Consider the following 24,195-nt stretch of genomic DNA (forward strand, 5'->3'; position numbering starts at 1 on the left):
ACCAAACACTTGTTAGGGAAGGATCTCCGCATGCCCGAAGCCCCGGTGGTGCTGTACGAGCGGCGCGGCCCGGTCGCGTACGTGACCATGAACCGCCCCCGCTACCGCAACGCGCAGAACAGCGCCATGACCTACGCCCTGGACGACGCCTTCTACCGCGCCGCCGACGATCCCGAGGTGCGGGTGGTCGTCCTGGCGGGGGCCGGGGAGCACTTCTCCGTCAACCGGGCCGAGGACCTCCAGGGGCTGCACACCGGCATGGACTCGGTGTTCGGCCTGCACCACCCGGCGCACGCCCACCACGCGGAGACGGCCGCGGACTCGCTCGGCGGCATGAACGTGTCCGCCATGAAGAGCGCCGCCCTGAAGGAGGCGAACGGCTGATGGAGCTGGTGCACACGGCGGACACGGAGGCCTTCCGGGCCGAGGCGCGCGCCTGGCTGGCCGAGCACGTCCCGGCGCGGCCGTTGCCCTCGCTGGAGACGCGGGAGGGGTTCGCGGCCCACCGGGAGTGGGAGGCGCTGCTGCACGCGGACCGCTGGTCGGTGGTGTCCTGGCCCGAGGAGTACGGGGGCCGGGGCGCGGACCTCGTGAAGTGGCTGGTCTTCGAGGAGGAGTACTGGGCGGCGGGCTCGCCCGGCCGGGTCTCGCAGAACGGCATCAACCTCCTCGCGCCGACCCTCTTCGACCACGCGACGGCGGAGCAGCGGGCCCGGGTGCTGCCGTCGATGGCGAGCGGCGAGGTGATCTGGGCGCAGGCCTGGTCGGAGCCGGAGTCGGGCTCCGACCTGGCCTCGCTGAGGTCGCGGGCGGTGCGGACGGAGGGCGGCTGGCTGCTGTCCGGGCAGAAGACCTGGTCCTCGCGGGCGGCCTTCGCCGACCGCGCCTTCGGGATCTTCCGCACCGACCCGGACACCCCGAAACCGCACCAGGGGCTGACGTACCTGATGTTCGACCTGCGGGCGCCGGGGGTCACCGTGCGGCCCATCGGCCGCCTCGACGGCAAGCCGGCCTTCGCGGAGCTCTTCCTGGAGGGCGTCTTCGTACCGGACGAGGACGTGATCGGGGAGCCGGGGCAGGGCTGGCGGATCGCGATGTCGACGACCGGCAACGAGCGGGGGCTGACCCTGCGCTCCCCCGGCCGCTTCCTGGCGGCGGCGGACCGGCTGTCCGGGCTGTGGCGTGCGCAGGGGGACCCCTCGGACACCGCGCTGCGGGACCGGGTGGCGGACGCGGTGGTCGGGGCGCGCGCCTACGAGCTGTTCACCTGGGCGGGCGCCGCCCGGTTCGCGGCGGGCGGTGGGGGCACCCCCGCTCGAGCGGAGCCGAGAGTGGGGGACATCGGCGCCGAGTCCAGTCTGAACAAGGTGTTCTGGTCGGAGTACGACATCGCCCTGCACGAGACGGCGCTCGACCTGCTGGGCGCGGACGCGGAGCTGGCGGAGGGCGAGTGGGCCGAGCCATGGGTCTTCTCCCTGGCCGGGCCGATCTACGCGGGGACGAACGAGATCCAGCGCGACATCATCGCCGAGCGGCTGCTCGGCCTTCCGAAGGGCCGCCGCTGATGCGCTTCCTGCCGACCGACGAGCAGTCGGACTTCGCCCGTACGCTGCGCTCCCTGCTGGGCTCGGCGGGGGTCCCGGCGACGGTACGGGCCTGGGCGGGCGGCGAGCACGGGCCGGGGCGGGCGCTGCGGTCCCGGCTGGCGGGGACGGGCCTGTTCGCGCTGGCCGCGCCGGAGCCGTACGAGGGCCTCGGGCTGCTCCCGGTGGAGCTGTCGCTCGGCTTCGTGGAGCTGGGCCGGGCGGGGGTGCCGGGGCCGCTGGTGGAGAGCGCGGCCCTCTCGGTCCTCCTGTCGGAGCTGGGTGACGAGGGGCTGGCGAAGCGGTTCGTCCCGGGCCTGGTCGCGGGCGGGTCCTCGGCCACGCTGACCCTGCCGGGCGGCGGCCCGTACGCCCTGGACGCGGACGCGGCGACGCACTGCTTCACCGTGTCGCCGGCGGGCGAGCTGCGGCTGGCGGGCGGGCACGGGGAGCTGCTGGCCTCGACGGACCCGGCGCGGCGGCTGTACCGGCCGGCCCCGGACGGCGAACTGCTGGCCGCGGGCCCGGCGGTGGTGGCGGCGGCGGAGGTCGCCCTGCGCTGGGCGCGCCTGCTGACGGCGGCCCAGTGCCTGGGCGTGGGCGAGGCGCTGCTGGCCAGGACGGTGGAGTACGCGAAGCAGCGCACGCAGTTCGGCGCCCCGATCGGGTCCTTCCAGGCGGTGAAGCACCGCCTGGCGGACACCCTGCTCGCCCTGGAGTTCGCCCGCCCGCTGGTGTGGGCGGCGGCCCTGTCGCCGGCCGCGCCGGACGTGGCGGCGGCGAAGCTGTCGGCGGGCGAAGCCTGCCACCGGGCCGCGATGACCGCGCTCCAGCTGCACGGCGCGGTCGGCTACACGGAGGAGCTGGACCTGTCCCTGTGGCTGCGCAAGGCCCGCCCGCTGCGGGACGCGTGGGGCACGCCGTCGGCCTGCCGGGCGGAGGTCCTGCGGCCGCGCGAAGGGTAGGGGCCGGTTGGCTGCCGCGGGTCGGCTGCGCCGCGGGTTGGCTGCGCCGCCGGTTGGCTGCGCCGCTCGGGCCGGTCGTGCCGGGGCGGGGTCGGGCGGGGGGCCGGTTGAGGCGGGGGCGGGCGCGCGCCGGGGCGTCTCCTCGGGCGCCGAACGTTTCCAGGGGTCGGAGCGCGGAGGCACCTTGCGTTCGGCACCCTGCGGGGATCACCCCGACACACACCCACCCCCGCCCCAACCGTCCGGTCCAGCCCTGCCGCACCATTCAGCCTCCGCCGAACAATTCAGCCTCGCCGGCGTTTGAGGCGCGGGGTGCGGGGCCGAGCCCCGATCTTTCAGCCGGGCTGTCCAGCCGCGCCGCACCACTCCGGCCTCGCCGCGCAAATTCAGCCCCGCCGGCGTTTGAGGCGCGGGGTCCGGGGCGGAGCCCCGATCTTTCAGCCGGGCTGTCCAGCCGCGCCGCACCACTCCGGCCCCGCCGCACCAATTCAGCCCCGCCGGCGTTTGAGGCGCGGGGTGCGGGGCCGAGCCCCGGCAGCGGCGCCGCGCGTGCGCTACCGCCGGCGCGTCACGTCCGGGCGACGCTGAGGGTCACCACGTACTGCTCCTCGACCGTGCCGTCCGGGAAGAGCGGGGTCAGCAGCTCCCGTTCCGCCGCGAAGTACTCGCGGGTGCCGGCTTCGCCGAGGACCAGGAAGGCGGAGTGGCTGGCGAGGTTGGCGAGGTGGGCGTCGAGCGTGATGCGGCGGGACCAGCGCAGGGTGCGGGTGGTGAACTCGCCCAGCCCCTCCGGCAGGGTGCGGAAGCCGTTCACCCCCTCGGCGGCCCGGAAGAAGACGCGCAGCCGCTCCTCCTGCTCGGCGATCCACGGCACGCCTGAGTCCGTGTCGTTCCACCAGACTGCGAGCGCCCCGCCCGGACGCAGCACCCGGCGGGCCTCGGGGACGGAGCGGGCCGGGTCGGTCCAGTGCCAGGCCTGGGCGTAGGTGAGGAGGTCGAACGCGCCGCTCGCCAGCGGCAGCCGGTCCCCGTCCCCGCGCACGAGCGGGATCGAGGGGTTCGCCCGCCGGAACTCGGCGGCCATCCCGTCCCCGGGCTCCACGGCGACGACCTCGGCCCCGCGCTCGTGCAGCAGTGCGGTGGCGATCCCGGTTCCCGCCCCCACGTCGGCCACCCGCGCCCCGGCGAGGGGCCGCCCGGCGAGCTCCTCCAGGGCGTCGAAGAGGGCCGGCGGGTAGCCCGGCCGGTTCGCCGCGTACAGAGCGGCTGCGGAATCGAAGGAACGGGCGCGCGTCGTCATGCGTCCATTGTTTTCGATCACGCAAACGAGCAACAAGATCGGGGTACCGGAAACATGCGAAGGACGAAGACCGCGCTGTCCGCGATGACGCTGTGCGCGGCGGCGGTTCTCCTGACGGGCTGTGGCAGCGACGCCCCGAAGCCGGCCGTCGACAGCGGCAAGCCCGCTGCCGCCTCTCCGGCGCCCGCGTCGTCCGCGCCGCCGGCCAAGTCCGGCGGCGCGACGCACGAGGTGACCCTGGAGGTCGGCGGCACCGGCAAGACGGCAGTCATGTACAGCGGCATCGGAAGCGGTTTCGAGCAGCAGACCCTGCCGTGGTCGAAGTCGGGCACCGCCGAACTCACGGCCGCGGAGCGGAAGGTGGGCTACCTGGTGAACGTCGTCCCGGGCACGATCACGGGCGCCGACGGCAAGCTCCAGCAGGCCCCCTGCACCATCAAGGTCGACGGCAAGCAGGTCGCGGAGAGCGACGGCGTCAAGAACACGAAGGGCTGCTCCTACATCATCAAGGACTAGGTCGTCCCTTTCGGGTCCGGCGGCAGTTCCCGATCGCACACACGTACGTGGCCTGCGTTAGTCTCTCGGGGCGCAGAAGCGGAACGGAAGTGTAGACGGGGGAGCCGTGTATTCGGAGCGCTGGCAGGAGCTGTTCGGACCGGCCGAAGGCGGGCCCGCGATGAGGCTCGCCTCGGCGGCCCCCGATCCGGGGACCGGCGGGGGCGGGACCGGAGGCCTCAATCACAGCAACGGCCCTTGGACCAGTGCTTCCGGCACCGCCGGCGACCTGCGCACCAGCACGGAGACGAGCCGGTCGGCGCTCGGCCCCGGACACGAGGGCGTCGAATCGGGAGCCGCCGGATTCAGTTCCGTCGCCGCCCTCAAGAGCGTGCTGACGTCCTGGGAGGAACGCCTTCAGGCGGTGCGGGACGAGTGCGAGCAGCTCAAGGGAACCCTGCTGACGGTCGCCAAGGAGATGGGCGAGACGGAGACCGCGATCGAGACGTCCTTCAAGGGCGTCGACGGCGGCGGCAAGGCGGACGGGAAGCGATGACCGGAACCCTTACCTGGCAGCAGCTGCGCGACCTCAAGACCTCCGAGTTCACGGAGGCGGGCGACAAGTGGCACGAGGTCTCGGACCGCTCGGACTCCGACCGCGTACGGGTCGACCGCGCGATGTCCGCAAAGCTCCGCGAGACCCAGGAGAGCGAGTCGGCGGAGGCCGCCCTCGGCAGGCTCCAGCGCCTCAGCCGCAACTTCCAGTACCTGCACACCGAGTGCGGGCTCGTCCGTACCGCGCTCAACGGCCTCGCCGCCGACCTCGCCGAGCCCCAGAAGCAGTTGACGCAGGCCCTCGCGGACGCCGCCGCCCTGAACTTCACCGTCCACGAGGACGGTTCCGTCAGCTACCCGGCCACCGAGGTCCAGGACCTGACCGGGGCGAAGAAGGAGGCCCCGGGCAGTAAGGTCCAGGGCAGCTCCCGCCTCGCGCTGGAACCGCCCGGCCTCGGCACGCAGGGGCAGTCGCCGCTGTACCCCGGCTACTCGGGCTTCAAGCCGCTGAACCCGAACGCGGCGAAGGCGCAGGACGTGGCCGACCGTATCGCCCGGGCCATGCGGTCCGCCCAGGAGATGGACGCCCGGTACGCCAAGACCCTCAGCGGTCTGAAGGCGGAGAAGGGCCTTGATGTCACCGAGGCCACACTGAAAGACGTCTTCCGGGACACCTCCGACGTCCGTTCCACCGCCGCCAGGTACCTCGGCAAAGGCATCCCACAGGACAAAAACCCCGCCGAGCGAAAGCAGTGGTGGGACGGCCTGACCGATGAACAGCGCCAGGAGTACCTGGAGATCGCACCAGACCTGATCAGCGGCTTGGACGGCATACCGGCGGTCTCCCGCGACGAGGCAAACCGCAACTACCTGCCGGTCCTCATCGACAGCTTGGCGCACCAGGGCGGCGATGACGCGAAGACCAAGGTCGATGCCCTCCGCATGATCCAGGGCAAGCTGAACGAGCCGAGTCGCCCGCCCATGTTCCTCCTGGGCATCGGAGACGAGGGCAACGGACGCGCGATCGTCTCCTATGGCAACCCCGACACCTCCAAGAACGTCTCGGCCTACGTCCCCGGTCTCAGTACCAAGCTCAACGACGAGTTCGTCACGGGCACGATGAAGCGGGCCCAGGACACCGCCAAGGGTGCCCAGCGCGTGGACCCGTCCAGTGCCTCGATCGTCTGGTTGGGCTACGACGCCCCGCAGAACGTGGACGTGATGACGAGGGGCGATGCGCAGCGGGGCGCCCCGGCCTACAACCAGTTCATGGCGGGCATCTCGGCGACGAACGAGAACAAGGACCCGCATGTGACGGCGATCGGGCATTCCTACGGCTCGCTCACCGTGGGCACGGCCGCCAAGCAATCCGGCGGGATCCCCGGCGTGGACGACGTGATCCTGCTCGGCAGCCCCGGCGTGGACGCGCAGAAGGCGACGGAGCTCGGCGTGGGCAAGGACCATGTGTTCGTCGGCGCCGCCGACAACGACCCGGTCACCCACCTGCCCACGAAGGGCGAGACGGCGCTCGGCTGGGTGCTGGGAGGCCCGGTGGTGGGGGTTGCGGTCGGACGTGACCTCTTCGACATCGGCAACGACGACGTGTACTTCGGCAAGGACCCGGCGAGCAAGGCCTTCGGGGCACAGCGCTTCCTGGTCGACGACGGGCCCAGGATGATCCGCGACGGCGGAGGGTTCGATGCCCACTCCCAATACTTCACTCCGGAGAAGGACCAAACCTCGGCGAACAACATCGCCAGGATCGTCGCCGGACATCCGGAGGACATCGTGAGGGAGAAGCACCGATGAAGCGCACCACACGGACCGTTCGCCTGGCCTGTGCGATGGCTGTGGCCGGCGCGCTGCTCGCCGGGTGCGGGCCCACGGACGGCGGCAAGCAACGAGAAGGGGCAGTGGCAGGCATGGACATGCAGGGAGCGGCGGAGCGCGCCGACGCGATGTTCTACGCGACGGTCGGGGCGATCAAGCCGGAGATCGAATGGGTCCACGACACGACGACGACCGGCAGCTGCGACGTAACCCGCTACTGGACCGTGATGACGGTCGTCTCCGAGCAGCGCCGCGGCAACTTCCTCGGTGTGGTCGAGAACTTCTGGAAGGCGAGCGGCTACCGGATCAAGACAGTGAATCCGGACAAGGACATGCCTGAGATCATCGCCACGTCCCCGGACGGCTTCGGCATCATGGTCATGTTCGGTCACGCTGGGCAGGCCTTCTTCGAAGTCACCAGCCCCTGCGTGGACGAGTCGAAGGTGGCAGCGCCCACGAAGGTGGCGAACGGCCGCACGTACGAAGGCGACATCCCCACCCCCAACGTCCGCTCCGACTTCTGGTCCGCCGAGATGTGATCACACGGCCCGGGGCCGGCTTGCCGGTCGGGCCGGTTCAGGTGCGGGGGCGGCGCAGACAGAGCACGCCGAGGGTCGCGCTCTGCAGCAGGAGCAGCGCCGCGGTGCCGGCCGCCTGCCAGAGCGGGCGGCCGGGGCGCCCGCCCAGGGACCAGGACGGGCCGTCCGGGTCCGTCGTCACGGTCAGGCGGGCTCCGACCTGCCGGTCCAGGGTCACCGGTCCGGGCAGGTCGCGGCCCGCCTCCGTCCGCAGGTGCAGGGAGGGGACGTAGCCGGAGCCGTCCTCCACCATCGTGCGCGAGACGACGACCGCCGTCTCCTCCCGGCCGCGTTCGTGGAGGGTGTGCCGGTCCCAGGTGATCCCGGCGAGCACCACGATCCCCACCGCGAAGAGCGCGACCGCGGTGCGGGCGACGAACTCCGCGCCGGTGCCGTGGGGGACGGCCGCGCCGAGGACGAAGACGGCCAGCAGGACCGGGACCCAGGCCCACTCGGGCCCCCGCAGCAGCAGGACCGCACCGAATTCCGCTGCCAGGAGGAGGCCGTTGCGCAGGATCGCCCCGACCAGCCTCCGTATCAGTTCCGCCATGGACACATCATGCCCCGGGAAACTCCGGTGCGCCGTGCCCCCGCCCGCCCGTAGGATCCGGGGCAAGGGCGGGGTCGTAGCACAGAGGTAGTGCGCCTACACAGCATGGAGGAGGACGCCGGTTCGAATCCGGCCGCCCCGCCCCCCTATTCGCCCCCTTGCCGAGGGGTGGCCGCCAGCCAGGCCGCCGCCCCCGCGAGGGCGTCCCGCGCGGCCGGCAGCGGCAGCCCCAGGAACCCGTGGAAGACGCCGGGATGGAGCTGGACCGTGCAGTCGACGCCGGCCGCCGCGAGCCGGCGGGCATAGACGAGGCCCTCATCGCGCAGCACGTCGCAGTCCGCGAGGACGACCAGCGCGGGCGGGAGGCCCGAGAGGTCGGGGGCGCACAGCGGCGAGACGTGCGGATGCCGCGGGTCTCCGCCGTACTCGTCCCAGTACCAGGCCATGTGGGCGGCGGTGTGGAAGTAGCCCTCCGCGTACGTCTCCACCGAGGCGCGGCGCATCGAGGCGTCCAGCGGCGGATAGAACAGCAGCTGCCCCGCGAGGAGTTCGGGCGCGCGCAGCGCGGTCACCGCGGCGAGGTTGCCGCCGCTGGAGTCCCCCGCCACCACCACCCGGCCCGGGTCGCAGCCGAGTACGGTCGCCTCCTCGCGGGCCCACAGCAGGACGGCGAGCGCGTCGTCCACGGCCGCCGGCCAGGGGTGCTCCGGGGCGAGCCGGTAGTCGACGGAGACGACCACCGCGCCCGAGGCCGCCGCGAGCGTGCGGCACGTCGCGTCGTGGGTGTCCAGGCCGCACATCACCCAGCCGCCGCCGTGGAGGAAGACGACCAGGGGGCGCTCGCGCGCGCCCGGCGCGGGATCGTAGATCCGGACCGGGACCCCGCCCGCGACCGCGTCGGACACCGAGGCCACGGCCGGGCCCGGCCGGGCGGACACCGCCGCCGCCCTCAGGGCCGCCGTGTCGCCCGGCCCCGGGAAGCCCGCCGTCATCGCGTCGCACAGCAGCCGGGCCGCCGGCGACAGGGGATCGCCCGCGCCGTCGTGACCCGTACCGTCGTCGTGCGTGGGGGAGTCGCTCATGCCGTCGTCATCCCGCCGTCCACGGTGAACTCCGCGCCCGTTACGTACGAGGACGCGTCCGAGCAGAGGAAGAGGACGAGCTCCCCGACCTCCTCCGGCCGGCCCATCCGCCCCAGCGGCAGGTGCGACCAGTCCCGGCCCGCCACCGCCTCGGCCACCATCGGGGTGTCGATGGCCCCCGGGTGCACCGAGTTGACCCGGATCCGGTCCCCGGCCAGGTCGAGCGCCGCCGACCGGGTCAGTCCGCGCAGCCCGAACTTGGTGGATCCGTAGGCCGCGTGGCCCGGTATCCCGACCAGTCCGGCGGTGGAGGAGATGTTGACGACGGAGCCGCCCCCGCCCGCCCGCAGCACCGGGGCCACGGCCTGGATGCCGAGGAACGGCCCCAGCAGGTTGACCCGCAGCAGGGCCTCGAAGTCGTCGAGCCGCTGCTGCTCCACGTGGGCCGTGCGCCACAGGGCCGCGTTGTTGACCAGCGCCGATACGGTGCCGAAGGCACGGACCGACTCCCTCACCACCGTCGCCCAGCTCGCCGCGTCGGCCACGTCGTGGCGGACGTACAGACCCTGGTCGCCGAGTTCCGCGGCCACCGCCCGGCCCTCGTCCTCCCGTACGTCCGTGACGACCACCCGCGCCCCCGCCTCCGCGAACAGCCGGGCCCCGGCGGCGCCCTGGCCGCGCCCGGCGCCGGTGACCACGACGACCTTCCCTTCGAGGCAGACACCCACGGCTCAGCCCTCCAGCGCGCGGAAGTGCGGGATGACCTTCTCGCCCCACTGGCGGATGGTCTCCATGCACGCCTCCTGGGGCACCGTGCCCATCTGGATCAGGCACATCACTTCGTCGACGCCGATCTCGCGCAGCTGCTCGACGTAGGCGATGGCGGTCTCGGCGCTGCCGTACGCGTGGTCCGCGTTGTAGGTGCCGGTGTCCACCGGGCGGGCCGGGATGTTCGCCTCGTGCAGGCGGGCGACGAGCTCCTCGCGGCCCTTGGCCAGCGCCCCCACGTGGTCGTCCTCCTCCGCGTGCCCGGTGGGCACGGGACCGTTGCCGTACCAGTGCGCGATGGATTCGGCGAAGAAGCGCTGGCCGCGGGTGCCCAGCCGCAGGGCCCGCTCGGCGTCGTCGAGGACGACGGTCGGGCAGAGGGCGGACAGGTGGTCGTTGACCTCGGACGACACCAGGCGCTCGCCGGTGCGCGTGGCGATGGCCTCCTCGTACACCTTGCGCATGGCGCGTACGTCGTCGGCCCCGGCGAAGCCCATCACGAGGGCGCCGATGCCGAGTTCGGCGGCCAGCTTGAGCGTGTCGTGCTGGGAGCAGGCCATGAAGAGCGGCGGGTGCGGGTCCTGGACCGGGCGGGGCAGGATCGCGCCCGGCCCGATGTCGAGGGAGCCGTGCCATTCGAACTCCGGCTCCCGCCAGGCGGCGGAGAAGATCCGCAGCGCCTCCTCCATCTGCGGGTAGGTGTCCTCGGGCCGGACCCCGTACATGGACATCTCCTGGCGGGTGGCCCCGCGGCCGGCGCCGATGTCGACGCGGCCGCCCGAGAGCACGTCGAGCATGGCCGCGCGCTCGGCGACGCGCACCGGGTGCTGGTAGCCGAAGGGCATGGTGACGACGCCGTGGCCGATGCGGATCCGCCGGGTGCGGGCGGCCACCCAGGTCAGGAAGATCTCGGAGGCGCTCATGTGCGCGTACCGGGTGAGGGAGTGGTGCTCGACCGCCCAGACGCGGTCGAATCCCATCTCCTCGGCGAAGACGGCCTGTTCGACGCAGTCGTGGATGACCTGGCGTTCGCGCTCCGGGGTCGGGTCGACGAGCTGCGCCTCGAAGATCATCGAGAACTTCACGGGGCCTCCGTAGGTTCGGGACGAGGGGCGATATTTCTAATAGAAATACTTCTAGCAGTCATGACTTGCAGGGGGAAGGGTGCCGCGAGGACCGGTCGTAGACTGCGCTGCGTGGCAGACGAGACGAACAAGCGCGCGCTCCCCGCGACCAGCTGGGCTGTGCTCGGGCTGCTCTCCTTCGGGGAGGAGCTCTCCGGCTACGACCTGAAGAAGTGGTCGGACTGGTCGCTGCGGTTCTTCTACTGGAGCCCGTCGTTCAGCCAGATCTACAGCGAGCTCAAGCGCCTGGAGAAGGCCGGCTACGCCTCCTCGCGGATGGTCGCCCAGGACACCGGGACCCGCGACAAGCGGGTGTACCGGATCACCGACGAGGGCATGGCGGCCGTACGGGAATGGGCCCGCGAGGCCCCCGTCGACCCGCCCGTCCTCAAGCACGGGCCGATGCTGCGGCTGTGGCTGGGCCACCTGCTGGAGCCGGAGCAGATGCGCGAAGTCCTCGTACGGCACCAGGAGTTCGCGGAGCAGATGCGCCGGCGCGCGGTGGCCGACGTGGAGGTCGCGAAGGACGAGGCGGCGTGGGCGTACCCGACGCTCACCCTCAAGTGGGCGGAGCGGTACTACGCCTCCGAGCGCGACCTCGCGGCGAAGATGCTCGAAGACATCAACGAGCTCGGGGGGCCCGGGGAGCCCGGCAGGCCCGGGGAGCCCGGCAAGCTGCCGTAGGAGCGGAAGTACAGCAGCGGCGGAGCGCCGCGGTGCGCGGTCAGGCCGGTGACCCGGTCGAGCACGATGACATGGGTCACCACCGTCCAGCACGCCCTCCGGATCGCCAGCGGCTCCCTCCCAGGCCGTGGAGCACCGGCTCGCCGACATGCACACGGCGGTGGAGACGGCCGGGGCGCTCGCCCACGCGGCGGCCACAGCCGACGCCCCGCCGCGGCTCGCGGCCGGGCCCACGGCTCCGCCCTCCTGTTCGGCTCACCGGCCGCGCACCGGGCTCGGCTTGCGGCGGACCTCGGTTTCGGCGGGGCGCTCTGACGTACCCTCGCCCCATGACGGGCAGTGCGATAAACCTGTGCAAGGTCGAGGAGACGGCTCCGGCCCTCGTGAGCCTCTACAAGAGCGCCGGGGTCTCCCTGCGCAAGTACGGCCTGGAGGGCGGGCGCGCCGCGGTCTACCTGGTGCTGGACTACTCCGGGTCGATGCGCCCGTACTACGCGGACGGCAGTGTGCAGGCCCTCGCCGACCGGGTGCTGGGACTCTCCGCGCACCTGGACGACGACGGCCGGGTACCGGTGGTCTTCTTCTCCACGGAGGTCGACGCGGTGGAGGAGATCTCCCTCGCCGGGCACGAGGGGAAGGTCACCGCGATCGCCTCCCGTCTCGGCCACATGGGCAAGACGGCCTACCACGCGGCGATGGACGCGGTGATCGACCACTACCTGGACTCCGGCGCGACGGACCCCGCCTTCGTCGTCTTCCAGACGGACGGCGGGCCGATCAACAAGCTCGCGGCGGAGAAGTACCTGTGCAAGGCGGCCCGGCTGCCGCTGTTCTGGCAGTTCGTCGGTTTCGGCAACACGCGCAGCACTCAGTTCGACTTCCTGCGCCGGCTGAACGAACTGCCCGTCCCCTCCCGGCGCGTGGTGGACAACGCCGGCTACTTCCACGCGGGCCTGGATCCGCGCACGGTCCCGGACGCTGAACTGTACGACCGGCTGGTCGGGGAGTTCCCGGCCTGGCTGGCGGCGGCGCGCGGCGCGGGCATCGTGCGCGCCTGACCCGGGACCGCCCCGGCCACGCGCTTTCATGGACGTATGACGCACACCAGCTGGGCAGTCTTCGAGAAGGCGGAGCCGGAGTTCGCGGCGGCCGTCCAGGCGCGCTTCGCGCAGTACCCGCACCATGTCCTGGCCACCCTCCGCAAGGACGGCTCCCCCCGGGTTTCCGGGCTGAACGTCGACATCCGCGGCGGTGAGCTGTGGCTCGGCATGATGGCGGGATCGATGAAGGCCAGGGACCTCCAGCACGACCCGCGCTTCGCCCTGCACACCAACCCGGGCGCGGGCGAGGAGATGCCCGACGGGGACGTACGGATCTCCGGGCGGACGGTGGAGCTGGTGGACCCGCCCGAGCTGCACCGGTACGCGGAGGAGACGGAGACCCCGCACCCGTTCCACCTCTTCTACGCCGACCTGGCGGAGGTCGTCCACATCGGCGTGGAGGGCGATGAGCTGGTGCTGCGGTCGTGGACCCCGGCGCGCGGCGTGCACACCGTCCGCCGGGGCAACGACGACGAGCCGCCGCGCGAGGACCCGCAGCCGGGCGAGCAGGCACCGGGCGAGCCGGAGCCGGGCGGCGCGGCCGGCTGAGCGGTTCGGCCAGTTGAGCGGTTCGGCCAGTTGAGCGGTTCGGCTAGCTGAGCGGGGGCAGGCCGCCGATCGGGCCGAGGGCGGCCGGGTCCACGTCCACCCAGTTGCGGTCGATGTTGATGGTGACCCCGCCGTAGGTGGCGTTGTGGTCGCCGCGGAACTGGTGGGCCCGGCGCGGGCCGGCCCACCGGGCCGTGCCCCTCGGCAGGCCCATGTCGGCGTCGCCGACGGAGGCCGAGAGGTTCCAGCGGGCGGCCCACAGCACGTCCGGCATGGCCTGCGGGGCCTGGTGGTAGTGGGCGCTCAGCGCCTTGACCCCGGAGCTCACCGAGACGTAGGCGGCGGAGCGGAAGCCCAGCTCGTGCAGCCGCTCCGTCCAGGCGGTCAGGTAGGCGACGACCGGGGCGTCCCAGGTGACGCGGTCCGTGTAGTTCTCCAGGTCGTTGTAGAGCACCGTGCCCTCGGGCATTCCGAGGGACCGGGCGGCGTCCACCGCGCCCTCGGCGGCCTCCCGCCCCTGCCCGTTGGCCTCGGAGGGGTCGGTGGACAGGCCGGTGCTGGAGCTGTTCCAGGGCTGCGGGCCGACCCAGATCGGCATCAGGTGCCAGCCCGCGGCGGCCTGCCGCTCGACCCAGCGGGCCGTGAGCCGCGGCTGGGCGCATGCCCGGGCGCGGCCGCCGATGTAGATGCCGATCGCGCGGAAGGGGGAGTCGGTCCGCCAGGTGTCCATGGCCTGCTGCGTCGGGGCGGTGCAGGCGTCGAAGCCCTCGCCCTTGAACGCCTCCTGGACGCCGCGGTGCCCGGCGCCGCCGGGGGCGACGGCGGGCGTCGCGGGGCGCGGGTCGGGGGTGGCCGCGCCCGGGCTCGCGCTCAGGGCGCGCGCCCGGGTGAGGACCCTGCGTACGGCGTCGGGCGCGTCCCCGTAGGAGACGGTGGCCATGACCCCGGGCCGGAGCAGGGCGTAGCGCAGCTCGTTGCTGGCGGAGGGGTGGGGGGCCTCGGGCAGGGCGGTGGCGGTCTCGACGGTGACGGTGGGGACGTCGGCGCGTTCGGGAGCCCCGTCGAGGGGTTCGAGGTGCAGGGTGTCGGCGCGGTTGACGACGGCCCGGCCGGCGCATTCGCTCTGGGTACCGGCGTGGCCGAGGTACAGGGTGGGCAGGTCGAGCCGGAGGCAGGCGGCGGGATCGCGGTCGAGGTCGACGACCCGCCAGTCGGCGGGGACGGTGAGGCGCAGCCCGTGGTAGTCGACGGTCTGCCGGTCGGCGGCGGCTACGGAGGACTGGACGGACAGCAGCAGGGCGGCGGCGCCGAGCAGCCCGCTCAGCAGGGTTCGGGTGGGGGCCATGATCCGGATAGTTACCAGACGGCGCGGCCCTCAACGGTGCGGCGTTACACCCCGGATGGGCCGTCCGGCCCAGACCGGATCGTGCCGGTCCGCGGGCGCCCGCCGGGTCGGTCGCGAGGATCCGTCCCTCTCCTCGTCCCCGAGCTCGACGAACGGCGGGAGCGCCCCCTCCCGTCGGGCATCACCCGCACGAGCGAACCGATCCGAGCGGACCCGAGGGTCATGCCCGGGACGTCAGCAGGCGCGACCGCCTTCTCTGCCGGAGCGAGCCGTTCAAGTCTGCGCACATGTGGCGTATTCAGCCGCCACCGACTCGATCATGACGAGGGACGCCCCGAACGACAATGCAGCAACCCTGGCCAGGTCGTAATGCCTCCAGTGGCGGCGGACCAGAGCCGCGTCGTCGAACAACTGCCCCACGCTGGGCCCCTCCGTGTACACCACGTCGCCGGCGTCGGCGAACTGCATGATGCTCACAAACGAACCCAGGGCACCATGGGCTCCGGCCGAGAAGGGCACCACCTGCACGGTGATCCGATGGGCACGGACATACGAGGAGATGTGCCGCAACTGGGCAGCCATCACCACGGGCCCCCCGACCGCCGTACGCAACACCGCCTCGTGCAGGATGACCGAGAGTTCAGGGGTCGACGGAGCATCAAGGAGTCGTGCGCGCTCCAAACGGGACGCGACCAGGGCATCGACGTACTCGGCAAGCGCGGTGGGGTTGGCACCACGGATCACGGCCCGGGCGTAATCCTCCGTCTGGAGCAACCCGGGCACCAGAGTGGGGCCGTACTCATAGAGGGCTGTAGCCCGATGTTCCAGCTCGGCCACGACGGCGAAGTCCTCAACCTGCTTCGACTTGAACGCCCTGGACAGGCGCGTGAAGTAATCCCCGGTGTCCAGCGCCTTGTCGATGTGCGCAGCGATCTCCGGACGGAGTCGGCGCTGGCCGTTCTCCATCTGTCCGACGTACGAACCGGTGGCGAAGATCCTGTCGCCCAGCCTCTCCTGAGTCAGCCCGGCGGCCTCGCGGCTGCGCCGCAGTTCCTCGCGGGTGAACTCCTCCGGCGTCTGCGCCCCACCCTCGTCCTTCGGCTTGGCCATGAGCCAACTCCCCGCTTCCGCAGTGCCCGCACTCCGCGAAGGAGCGTAGTCCTCGCCGCGACGCCGGAACAACGGAACGCATTGATATGACCACGGAACGCCACAGCGCCCGCCATCCCTGGTCGGGGACATGGCGGGCGCTGTGTCAGAGTTCCGCACTCCGTTGTACGGACCGTATGAGGGGTCCCGCCCGAAGGGCGGGGGTACCGCGGGTATTACACCGTCAGGGAGCGGTCCGTCGGCTTGACCGGGTACGGGAGGGCGCTGGTGCCGGTCAGGAAGCGGTCCACGCCGCGGGCGGCCGAGCGGCCTTCCGCGATGGCCCAGACGATGAGCGACTGGCCGCGGCCCGCGTCACCGGCGACGAAGACGCCGTCGACGTTGGTCGCGTAGGAGGCGTCGCGCTCGATGTTGCCGCGGGCGTCCAGCTCCAGGCCGAACTGGTCGACCAGGCCGTTGGCCTGGTCCGTGCCCGTGAAGCCCATCGCCAGGGTGACCAGCTGGGCCGGGAGGACCCGCTCGCTGCCCGGCTTCTGCTCCAGCTTGCCGTCCTTGAACTCGACCTCGGCCAGGTGCAGCGCCTGGACGTTGCCGTCCTCGTCGCCCTCGAAATGGGTGGTCGAGACGGAGTAGACCCGCTCGCCGCCCTCCTCGTGCGCCGAGGTGACCTTGTAGAGCATCGGGAAGGTCGGCCACGGCTGGTTGGCGTTGCGCTCCTCGCCCGGCTTCGGCATGATCTCCAGCTGCGTGACCGAGGCCGCGCCCTGGCGGTGGGCGGTGCCCACGCAGTCCGCGCCGGTGTCGCCGCCGCCGATGACGACCACGTGCTTGCCCTCGGCGGTGATGGGGGGCGCCATGAAGTCGCCCTCCTGCACCTTGTTCGCGAGCGGCAGGTACTCCATCGCGAAGTGGATGCCGTTCAGCTCGCGGCCCGGGACCGGGAGGTCGCGGGAGACCGTGGCGCCCGCCGCGATGACCACCGCGTCGAACCGCTTGCGCAGGTCGGTGGCGGTGATGTCGCGGCCGACCTCGATGCCGGTACGGAACTTGGTGCCCTCCGCGCGCATCTGCTCGATGCGGCGGTTGATGTGCACCTTCTCCATCTTGAACTCGGGGATGCCGTAGCGCAGCAGGCCGCCCACGCGGTCGGCTCGCTCGTACACCACCACGGTGTGCCCGGCCCGGGTCAGCTGCTGGGCCGCGGCGAGACCCGCCGGGCCGGAGCCGATGACGGCGGCCGTCTTGCCGGAGAGGCGCTCCGGCGGCTGCGGGGTGACGTTGCCGTTGTCCCAGGCCTTGTCGATGATCGAGACTTCGACGTTCTTGATCGTGACGGCGGGCTGGTTGATGCCCAGCACGCACGCCGACTCGCACGGAGCGGGGCACAGACGGCCCGTGAACTCCGGGAAGTTGTTCGTGGCGTGCAGGCGCTCGCTCGCCGCCGACCAGTCGTCGCGGTACGCGAAGTCGTTCCACTCGGGGATCAGGTTCCCGAGCGGGCACCCGTTGTGACAGAACGGGATGCCGCAGTCCATGCAGCGGCCGGCCTGCTTGCTGATGATCGGGAGCAGCGAGCCCGGAACGTAGACCTCGTTCCAGTCCTTCAGCCGGTCGGCGACAGGACGGGTGCAGGCGGTCTCGCGCTGGGTGGTGAGGAAGCCCTTCGGGTCAGCCATGGGTCGCCGCCTCCATCATCTTCTCCGTGGTCTCGGATTCCGAGAGTCCGGCGAGCTCAGCGGCGTCCTTGGCGGCGAGCACTGCCTTGTACGTGGTGGGGATGATCTTGCTGAAGCGGTCCGCCGAGACGGACCAGTCGGCCAGGAGCTTCGCGGCCACGGTCGAGCCGGTCTCCTCCTCGTGGCGGCGCACCACATCGTGCAGCCACTGCTTGTCGGTGTCGGACAGGGCCTCCACCGCGCCCGCGTTGCCGACGTTGACGTTGTCCGGGTCGAGGTCGATGACGTACGCGACGCCGCCCGACATGCCGGCCGCGAAGTTGCGGCCCGTCTCGCCGAGGACGACCGCGGTGCCGCCGGTCATGTACTCGCAGCCGTGGTCGCCCACGCCCTCCGAGACGACCAGGGCGCCGGAGTTGCGGACGCAGAAGCGCTCGCCGGTACGGCCGCGCAGGAACATCTCGCCGCCGGTGGCTCCGTAGCCGATGGTGTTGCCGGCGATGGTGGAGTACTCGGCGAGGTGGTCGGCGCCGCGGTCCGGGCGGACCACGATCCGGCCGCCGGAGAGGCCCTTGCCGACGTAGTCGTTGGCGTCGCCCTCCAGGCGGAGGGTGATGCCCTTCGGCACGAAGGCGCCGAAGGACTGGCCGGCCGAACCGGTGAAGGTCAGGTCGATCGTGTTGTCGGGCAGACCCGCGCCACCGAACTTCTTGGTGACGTGGTGGCCGAGCATGGTGCCGACGGTCCGGTTGATGTTGCGGATCGCGACCTGGGCGCGGACCGGCTGGGCCGTCTGCGCGGACTCGGCGTTCAGCGCGTCGGCGGCGAGCTCGACGAGCTCGTTGTCGAGGGCCTTCTCCAGACCGTGGTCCTGCTCGATCAGGGCGTGGCGGACCGCGCCCTCGGGCAGCTCCGGCACGTAGAAGAGCGGCTCCAGGTCGAGACCCTGCGCCTTCCAGTGCGTGACGGCCTTCGTCGTGTCGAGCAGCTCGGCGTGGCCGACGGCCTCCTCGATCGTACGGAAGCCCAGCTCGGCGAGGAGCTCGCGCACCTCCTCCGCGATGAACTCGAAGAAGTTGACGACGAACTCGGGCTTGCCGGCGAAGCGCTCGCGCAGGACCGGGTTCTGCGTGGCGATGCCCACCGGGCAGGTGTCCAGGTGGCAGACGCGCATCATGACGCAGCCGGAGACGACGAGCGGCGCGGTCGCGAAACCGAACTCCTCGGCGCCGAGCAGCGCGGCGATGACCACGTCGCGGCCGGTCTTGAGCTGGCCGTCCGTCTGGACGACGATGCGGTCGCGCAGCCCGTTGAGCAGCAGGGTCTGCTGGGTCTCGGCGAGGCCGAGCTCCCAGGGGCCGCCCGCGTGCTTGAGCGAGGTGAGCGGGGAGGCGCCCGTACCGCCGTCGTGGCCGGAGATGAGGACGACGTCCGCGTGCGCCTTGGAGACACCCGCGGCGACCGTGCCCACGCCGACCTCGGAGACCAGCTTCACGTGGATGCGGGCGACCGGGTTGGCGTTCTTGAGGTCGTGGATCAGCTGAGCCAGGTCCTCGATGGAGTAGATGTCGTGGTGCGGCGGCGGGGAGATCAGGCCGACGCCCGGGGTGGAGTGCCGGGTCTTGGCGACCCACGGGTAGACCTTGTGGCCGGGCAGCTGGCCGCCCTCGCCGGGCTTGGCACCCTGCGCCATCTTGATCTGGATGTCGTCCGCGTTGACCAGGTACTCGGAGGTGACGCCGAAGCGGCCGGAGGCGACCTGCTTGATCGACGAACGCCGCGCCGGGTCGTACAGGCGGTCCGGGTCCTCGCCGCCCTCACCGGTGTTGGACTTGGCGCCCAGCTGGTTCATGGCGATGGCGAGGGTCTCGTGCGCCTCCTTGGAGATGGAGCCGTACGACATGGCGCCGGTGGAGAAGCGCTTGACGATCTCGGAGACCGGCTCGACCTCGTCGATGGAGATCGACGGGCGGTCGCTCTTGAAGCCGAACAGGCCGCGGAGCGTCATGAGGCGCTCGGACTGCTCGTTCACGCGGTCCGTGTACTGCCGGAAGATGTCGTACCGGCGGTTGCGGGTGGCGTGCTGGAGGCGGAAGACCGTCTCCGGGTCGAACAGGTGCGGCTCGCCCTCGCGGCGCCACTGGTACTCGCCGCCGATCTCCAGCGCGCGGTGCGTGGCCGCGATGCCGGAGACAGGGTACGCCTTGGCGTGGCGGGCGGCCACCTCCTTGGCGATGACGTCCAGGCCGGCGCCGCCGATCTTCGTGGCGGTGCCCGCGAAGTAGGTGCCGACGAAGTCCTCGTTGAGGCCGACGGCCTCGAAGACCTGGGCGCCGCGGTAGGAGGCGACGGTGGAGATGCCCATCTTGGACATGACCTTCAGGACGCCCTTGCCGAGCGCGTAGATCAGGTTCTTGATGGCCTGCTCCGGCTCCAGGCCGGTCAGGAAGGTACCGGCGCGCAGGAGGTCCTCGACGGACTCCATGGCCAGGTACGGGTTGACCGCGGCGGCGCCGTAGCCGATCAGCAGCGCGACGTGGTGGACCTCGCGGACGTCACCGGCCTCGACCAGCAGGCCCACCTGGGTGCGCTGCTTGGTGGCGATGAGGTGGTGGTGCACGGCGGAGGTGAGCAGCAGCGACGGGATCGGCGCGTGCTCGGCGTCCGAGTGGCGGTCCGAGAGGACGATGAGGTGCGCGCCGTTCGCGATGGCCGCGTCGACCTCGCCCCGGATCTCCTCGATCCGCGCGGCCAGCGCCTCGCCGCCGCCGGAGACCCGGTAGAGGCCGGAGAGCGTGGCGGCCTTCATGCCCGGCATGTCGCCGTCGGCGTTGATGTGGATGAGCTTGGCCAGCTCGTCGTTGTCGATCACCGGGAAGGGCAGGGTGACGCTGCGGCAGGACGCGGCGGTCGACTCCAGCAGGTTGCCCTGCGGGCCGAGCGAGGACAGCAGCGAGGTGACGAGCTCCTCACGGATGGCGTCCAGCGGCGGGTTGGTGACCTGCGCGAAGAGCTGGGTGAAGTAGTCGAAGAGCAGCCGGGGGCGCTCGGACAGGGCCGCGATCGGGGAGTCCGTACCCATGGAGCCCAGCGGCTCGCCGGCCGTGCGGGCCATCGGCGCGAGGATGACGCGCAGCTCTTCCTCGGTGTAGCCGAAGGTCTGCTGGCGGCGGGTGACCGAGGCGTGGGTGTGCACGATGTGCTCGCGCTCGGGCAGGTCCGACAGCTCGATCTCGCCGGTCTCCAGCCACTCCGCGTACGGGGCGGCGGCGGCCAGCTCGTTCTTGATCTCGTCGTCCTCGATGATCCGCTTCTGGGCGGTGTCGACGAGGAACATCTTGCCGGGCTGCAGGCGGCCCTTGCGGACGACCTTGGCCGGGTCGATGTCGAGCACGCCGACCTCGGAGCCGAGGACGACGAGGCCGTCGTCGGTGACCCAGTAGCGGCCGGGGCGCAGACCGTTGCGGTCGAGGACCGCGCCGACCTGGGTGCCGTCGGTGAAGGTGACGCAGGCCGGGCCGTCCCAGGGCTCCATCTGCGTGGAGTGGTACTTGTAAAACGCGCGGCGGGCCGGGTCCATGGAGGTGTGGTTCTCCCACGCCTCCGGGATCATCATCAGCACGCTGTGCGGGAGCGACCGGCCGCCGAGGTGGAGCAGCTCCAGGACCTCGTCGAAGGAGGCCGAGTCGGAGGCGTCCGGGGTGCAGATCGGGAAGATCCGGTCCAGCACGCCGTCGCCGAAGGCCTCGGAGGCCAGCTGGGACTCGCGGGCCTTCATCCAGTTCCGGTTGCCCTTGACCGTGTTGATCTCGCCGTTGTGCGCGACGAAGCGGTACGGGTGGGCGAGCGGCCAGGACGGGAAGGTGTTCGTGGAGAACCGCGAGTGGACCAGGGCGAGCGTCGAGGCGAAGCGACGGTCGGAGAGGTCGGGGAAGAAGGGCTCCAGCTGGCCGGTGGTCAGCATGCCCTTGTAGACGATGGTGCGCGCGGAGAGCGACGGGAAGTAGACCCCGGCCTCGCGCTCGGCGCGCTTGCGCAGCACGAAGGCCTTGCGGTCCAGCTCGATGCCGCTGGTGCCGTTGGACACGAACAGCTGCGAGAAGGCCGGCATGGTGGCGCGGGCGCCGTTGCCGAGCAGGTCCGGGGTGACCGGGACCTCGCGCCAGCCGAGGACCGTGAGGTTCTCCTGGGCGGCGATGGCCTCGATCTGCTCCACGGCGACGGCCTGTGCGGTGCCGTCGGCGGGGAGGAAGGCGATGCCGACGGCGTACGCGCCGGCCTCGGGGAGCTCGAAGCCGGCCACCTCGCGCAGGAACGCGTCCGGGACCTGGCTGAGGATTCCGGCGCCGTCGCCCGAGTCCGGCTCGGAGCCGGTCGCGCCGCGGTGCTCGAGGTTCCGCAATACGGTCAGGGCCTGCTCAACGAGGGTGTGGGTGGCCTCGCCGGTGAGGTTCGCCACGAATCCGACGCCACAGGCGTCCTTCTCGTTGCGCGGGTCGTACATGCCCTGCTGGGCGGGGCGACCGTCCATGGGCGACCAGGCGGTGGTGCTGAGGCCGGTCGCGGAGTGCGTGGATGCGGAACGCATCGGCTCTCCCGTCGTCGTCGTGGCATATGTGCATAGCCGAGGGACGACGTTGGCCCTCTGCGAAATTTCGTGCAGATTACATGATGACGACAATCCCGAGAAGCGGATACGCCATTCCAGCATGCGGACACTGCGCGAAGCAGAAAGAGGGGACTTCCGCGGCGTTCCACGAACGCAGACCGACGCGACACGAGGCGGAGGTCCCGGGTGCAGGGCGGGCATCGTTGCCCGGAGTCCTGGTCTGATTCCCGGCGGACACAGGATCGAAACCGCCGAGTAACGGAGTACTTATGTGGTGCGCTGCATAGTGTCTCACTCCGAGGCCGGTCAGCCTATGGCTCCGCCGATCCAGGTTCCCAGGATGTACGTCACACCGGCGGCCGCGCCACCCAGGACGAGCTGGCGCAGACCGCTGTACCACCAGGACCGGGCGGTGACCCTGGAGACGACGGCGCCGCAGGCGAAGAGCCCGACCAGCGCGAGCAGCACCGCGGGCCACAGGGCCGTGGCGCCGAGCAGGTACGGCAGTACGGGGAGCAGCGCGCCCAGCGCGAAGGAGCCGAAGGACGAGACCGCGGCGACGATCGGCGAGGGCAGGTCGTCGGGGTCGATCCCGAGCTCCTCGCGGGCGTGGATCTCCAGCGCCTGCTCGGGGTCGCGGGACAGCTGCGTGGCGACCTGGCGGGCGAGCGCGGGCTCGACGCCCCGGGAAACGTAGAGCTCGGCCAGCTCCTCCATCTCGTCCACCGGGTGCTTGCGCAACTGCTGCCGCTCTATGTCCAGTTCGGCGAGGACCAGTTCGCGCTGCGAGGCGACGGAGGTGTACTCGCCGGCCGCCATCGAGAAGGCGCCGGCCGCGAGGCCCGCCAGTCCGGTGATGACGACGGTCTGCGGGGCGACGGCGCCGCCGGCCACGCCGGTCATGAGGGCGAGGTTGGACACGAGCCCGTCCATGGCACCGAAGACGGCGGGCCGCAGCCATCCGCCGTTGACGTCGCGGTGGGTGTGGTTGTCCCGGTGCGCGGTGTGCAGCGGTGCTTCGATGTCGATGATGGACATGCTCAGATATCTCCCCATTTGTGCCAACGGGTGCCGCGAGACACCCCGCTCCCCTGAACACCTCGAAACTACGCACGATTTCTGCCGCCCGCCAGCAAGGAAGGCCGTACTTACCTGCGGTTTTGCGGGTCGGCGACCGGGTGACGACAGGGTTCGCGGGGTGTTTTGCGACGAGCGACAAACCACATGCCATGGCACAAATCCCCCAAGGGCTCATGATGAGCCCCATCCAATGTGGGAGAGGCGCGCCATGGAGCCGGTGAAGCTGATTGCATGCAATCCGCAGGTCCTCCTCGAACGGGCCAGGGGCGCTCTTCTCGGGCTCGCGGTGGGCGACGCGCTGGGCGCCCCGGCGGAGAACATGAAGCCTTCGGAGATCCGGGCGAAGTGGGGCCGCATCGAGGGCTTCGTGTCGGAGGACCCGGCGGGCACGGACGACACCGAGTACGCGATCTTCTCCGGGCTGCTGCTGGCCCGCCACGGCTCGGCGCTCACGGTCTCCCACGTGGAGCGGGCCTGGCACCACTGGATCGCGGACCTCGACGAAGGCCCGTTCCGGGGCGCGGGCTTCTCGGAGCGCGGCACGCTGGAGAACCTGCGCCGGGGGCTCGCGGCCCCCATCTCCGCCCAGCACCGGCACGCGTGGTCGGACGGTCTCGCCATGCGGGCGGCCCCGTTCGGCGTCTTCGCCGCGGGCCGGCCCGCCGAAGCGGCCCGGCTCGTCGCCATCGACGGCTCGGTCAGCCACGACGGCGAGGGCATCTACGGCGGGCAGGCGGTGGCGGCGGGCGTGGCGGCGGCCATGGCCGGCGGCAGCCCGGCGTCCGTCGTCTCCGCGGCCCTGTCCGTGATCCCGTCCGACTCCTGGACGGCCCGCTCCCTGCGCCGGGCGGTCACCGCCGCCCCGCGCGGGGAACGGGCCGTGCGCTCGGCGGTGGTCATCGGCGGCTACCCGTGGACGGACCTGGCACCCGAGGCCGTCGGCCTCGCCTTCGGCGCCTTCGCCGCCTGCCGGGGCGACTTCCCCTCCTCGGTCCTGACCGCGGTCAACATGGGCCGCGACGCCGACACCACGGCGGCGGTGGCGGGCGCCCTCTCCGGCGCGATGTCGGGCGCCGCCGCGATCCCCGCCGCCTGGTCCTCGGCCATCGGCCCGGTCCGCGGCAGCTGCCTCCCCTCGATGCGGGGCTACCACGTCGTCGACATCGCGGACCTCCTCACCCCCGAATACGAGGCCCCCCGATGACGCCCCCG

General features: G+C 71.9%; 21 protein-coding genes and 1 tRNA gene. 12 read left to right on the plus strand and 10 right to left on the minus strand.

Annotated features, from left to right (window positions below; translation table 11 throughout):
* Positions 1-30 precede the first annotated feature (30 nt).
* Genes IF88_RS0103725 through IF88_RS0103735 form a run of 3 tightly spaced genes read left to right on the plus strand, consistent with a single transcriptional unit; the run spans position 31 to position 2,548 of the window.
* Complete coding sequence (locus IF88_RS0103725) at positions 31-384, plus strand: enoyl-CoA hydratase-related protein (protein WP_030707198.1); 354 nt, start codon at positions 31-33, stop codon at positions 382-384.
* Positions 384-1,565 carry an acyl-CoA dehydrogenase family protein gene (locus IF88_RS0103730; protein ID WP_030707199.1) on the plus strand — a complete coding sequence of 394 codons (1,182 nt, stop codon included), beginning with the start codon at positions 384-386 and terminating at the stop codon, positions 1,563-1,565. Before IF88_RS0103725 ends, IF88_RS0103730 begins: the two co-directional genes overlap by 1 nt.
* Complete coding sequence (locus IF88_RS0103735) at positions 1,565-2,548, plus strand: acyl-CoA dehydrogenase family protein (RefSeq protein ID WP_030707200.1); 984 nt, start codon at positions 1,565-1,567, stop codon at positions 2,546-2,548. The genes IF88_RS0103730 and IF88_RS0103735 overlap by 1 nt, the downstream gene beginning before the upstream one ends.
* 568 nt (positions 2,549-3,116) lie before the next feature.
* Here the strand turns inward: IF88_RS0103735 and IF88_RS0103740 are convergent.
* Positions 3,117-3,848: a class I SAM-dependent methyltransferase gene (locus tag IF88_RS0103740; RefSeq protein ID WP_030707201.1), complete on the minus strand. Its 732-nt coding sequence runs from the start codon at positions 3,846-3,848 to the stop codon at positions 3,117-3,119.
* Positions 3,849-3,902: 54 nt separating this feature from the next.
* On the opposite strand from IF88_RS0103740, the gene IF88_RS0103745 reads away from it, so the two are divergent.
* The 4 genes from IF88_RS0103745 to IF88_RS0103760 all read left to right on the plus strand — a co-directional run bounded on the left by IF88_RS0103745 (position 3,903) and on the right by IF88_RS0103760 (position 7,267).
* The gene (locus IF88_RS0103745; protein WP_030707202.1) at positions 3,903-4,364 is read left to right on the plus strand and encodes a hypothetical protein; all 462 of its coding nucleotides are present in this window, start codon (positions 3,903-3,905) and stop codon (positions 4,362-4,364) included.
* A gap of 160 nt (positions 4,365-4,524) precedes the next feature.
* Positions 4,525-4,899, plus strand: a complete 375-nt coding sequence (locus IF88_RS0103750; protein WP_051836447.1) for a hypothetical protein — start codon at positions 4,525-4,527, stop codon at positions 4,897-4,899.
* A complete protein-coding gene (locus tag IF88_RS0103755; RefSeq protein ID WP_030707206.1) occupies positions 4,896-6,707 on the plus strand; it encodes an alpha/beta hydrolase in 1,812 nt (603 codons plus the stop codon). The genes IF88_RS0103750 and IF88_RS0103755 overlap by 4 nt, the downstream gene beginning before the upstream one ends.
* Positions 6,704-7,267, plus strand: coding sequence for a hypothetical protein (locus tag IF88_RS0103760; protein WP_078892701.1), 564 nt, complete (start codon positions 6,704-6,706; stop codon positions 7,265-7,267). The genes IF88_RS0103755 and IF88_RS0103760 overlap by 4 nt, the downstream gene beginning before the upstream one ends.
* Positions 7,268-7,304: 37 nt before the next feature.
* Here the strand turns inward: IF88_RS0103760 and IF88_RS0103765 are convergent, their stop codons facing one another.
* Positions 7,305-7,856: a hypothetical protein gene (locus IF88_RS0103765; protein WP_030707208.1), complete on the minus strand. Its 552-nt coding sequence runs from the start codon at positions 7,854-7,856 to the stop codon at positions 7,305-7,307.
* A gap of 68 nt (positions 7,857-7,924) precedes the next feature.
* On the opposite strand from IF88_RS0103765, the gene IF88_RS0103770 reads away from it, so the two are divergent.
* Positions 7,925-7,999 (plus strand) — tRNA-Ala (locus IF88_RS0103770).
* A gap of 3 nt (positions 8,000-8,002) precedes the next feature.
* Here the strand turns inward: IF88_RS0103770 and IF88_RS0103775 are convergent.
* The 3 genes from IF88_RS0103775 to IF88_RS0103785 are packed head-to-tail and all read right to left on the minus strand — an operon-like array spanning position 8,003 to position 10,791.
* Positions 8,003-8,938 carry an alpha/beta hydrolase gene (locus IF88_RS0103775; RefSeq protein WP_051836398.1) on the minus strand — a complete coding sequence of 312 codons (936 nt, stop codon included), beginning with the start codon at positions 8,936-8,938 and terminating at the stop codon, positions 8,003-8,005.
* Entirely contained in the window at positions 8,935-9,666 is a 732-nt protein-coding gene (locus IF88_RS0103780; RefSeq protein ID WP_030707210.1) for a glucose 1-dehydrogenase, read from the minus strand. Before IF88_RS0103780 ends, IF88_RS0103775 begins: the two co-directional genes overlap by 4 nt.
* A 3-nt stretch (positions 9,667-9,669) precedes the next feature.
* Entirely contained in the window at positions 9,670-10,791 is a 1,122-nt protein-coding gene (locus tag IF88_RS0103785) for an LLM class flavin-dependent oxidoreductase (protein WP_030707211.1), read from the minus strand.
* Positions 10,792-10,893: 102 nt separating this feature from the next.
* Between IF88_RS0103785 and IF88_RS0103790 the strand changes: the two genes are divergently transcribed.
* The 3 genes from IF88_RS0103790 (at position 10,894) to IF88_RS0103800 (ending at position 13,163) form a co-directional block, all read left to right on the plus strand.
* On the plus strand, positions 10,894-11,514 hold the full coding sequence (locus tag IF88_RS0103790; RefSeq protein WP_420710906.1) for a PadR family transcriptional regulator: 621 nt from the start codon (positions 10,894-10,896) through the stop codon (positions 11,512-11,514).
* Between the two features lie 329 nt (positions 11,515-11,843).
* Positions 11,844-12,572 (plus strand): VWA domain-containing protein, encoded by a 729-nt coding sequence (locus IF88_RS0103795; RefSeq protein ID WP_030707213.1) that lies wholly within the window; start codon positions 11,844-11,846, stop codon positions 12,570-12,572.
* A 36-nt stretch (positions 12,573-12,608) separates the two neighbouring features.
* Positions 12,609-13,163 carry a pyridoxamine 5'-phosphate oxidase family protein gene (locus tag IF88_RS0103800; protein ID WP_051836403.1) on the plus strand — a complete coding sequence of 185 codons (555 nt, stop codon included), beginning with the start codon at positions 12,609-12,611 and terminating at the stop codon, positions 13,161-13,163.
* A 43-nt stretch (positions 13,164-13,206) separates the two neighbouring features.
* Here the strand turns inward: IF88_RS0103800 and IF88_RS0103805 are convergent, their stop codons facing one another.
* The 5 genes from IF88_RS0103805 to IF88_RS0103825 all read right to left on the minus strand — a co-directional run bounded on the left by IF88_RS0103805 (position 13,207) and on the right by IF88_RS0103825 (position 22,941).
* On the minus strand, positions 13,207-14,508 hold the full coding sequence (locus IF88_RS0103805; protein ID WP_051836405.1) for a DUF1906 domain-containing protein: 1,302 nt from the start codon (positions 14,506-14,508) through the stop codon (positions 13,207-13,209).
* A gap of 273 nt (positions 14,509-14,781) precedes the next feature.
* Entirely contained in the window at positions 14,782-15,618 is an 837-nt protein-coding gene (locus IF88_RS0103810; protein ID WP_030707217.1) for a helix-turn-helix domain-containing protein, read from the minus strand.
* 215 nt (positions 15,619-15,833) lie between these two features.
* A complete protein-coding gene (locus tag IF88_RS0103815; RefSeq protein WP_030707219.1) occupies positions 15,834-17,294 on the minus strand; it encodes a glutamate synthase subunit beta in 1,461 nt (486 codons plus the stop codon).
* Positions 17,287-21,825 carry a glutamate synthase large subunit gene (gltB, locus tag IF88_RS0103820; RefSeq protein WP_030707221.1) on the minus strand — a complete coding sequence of 1,513 codons (4,539 nt, stop codon included), beginning with the start codon at positions 21,823-21,825 and terminating at the stop codon, positions 17,287-17,289. Before gltB ends, IF88_RS0103815 begins: the two co-directional genes overlap by 8 nt.
* A gap of 384 nt (positions 21,826-22,209) precedes the next feature.
* A complete protein-coding gene (locus tag IF88_RS0103825) occupies positions 22,210-22,941 on the minus strand; it encodes a VIT1/CCC1 transporter family protein (RefSeq protein ID WP_030707223.1) in 732 nt (243 codons plus the stop codon).
* Between the two features lie 259 nt (positions 22,942-23,200).
* On the opposite strand from IF88_RS0103825, the gene IF88_RS0103830 reads away from it, so the two are divergent.
* Positions 23,201-24,187 (plus strand): ADP-ribosylglycohydrolase family protein, encoded by a 987-nt coding sequence (locus IF88_RS0103830; protein ID WP_234323433.1) that lies wholly within the window; start codon positions 23,201-23,203, stop codon positions 24,185-24,187.
* The last annotated feature ends 8 nt before the right edge of the window (positions 24,188-24,195 follow it).

The organism is Streptomyces sp. NRRL F-2580 (genome assembly GCF_000720115.1).
GTDB lineage: Bacteria > Actinomycetota > Actinomycetes > Streptomycetales > Streptomycetaceae > Streptomyces.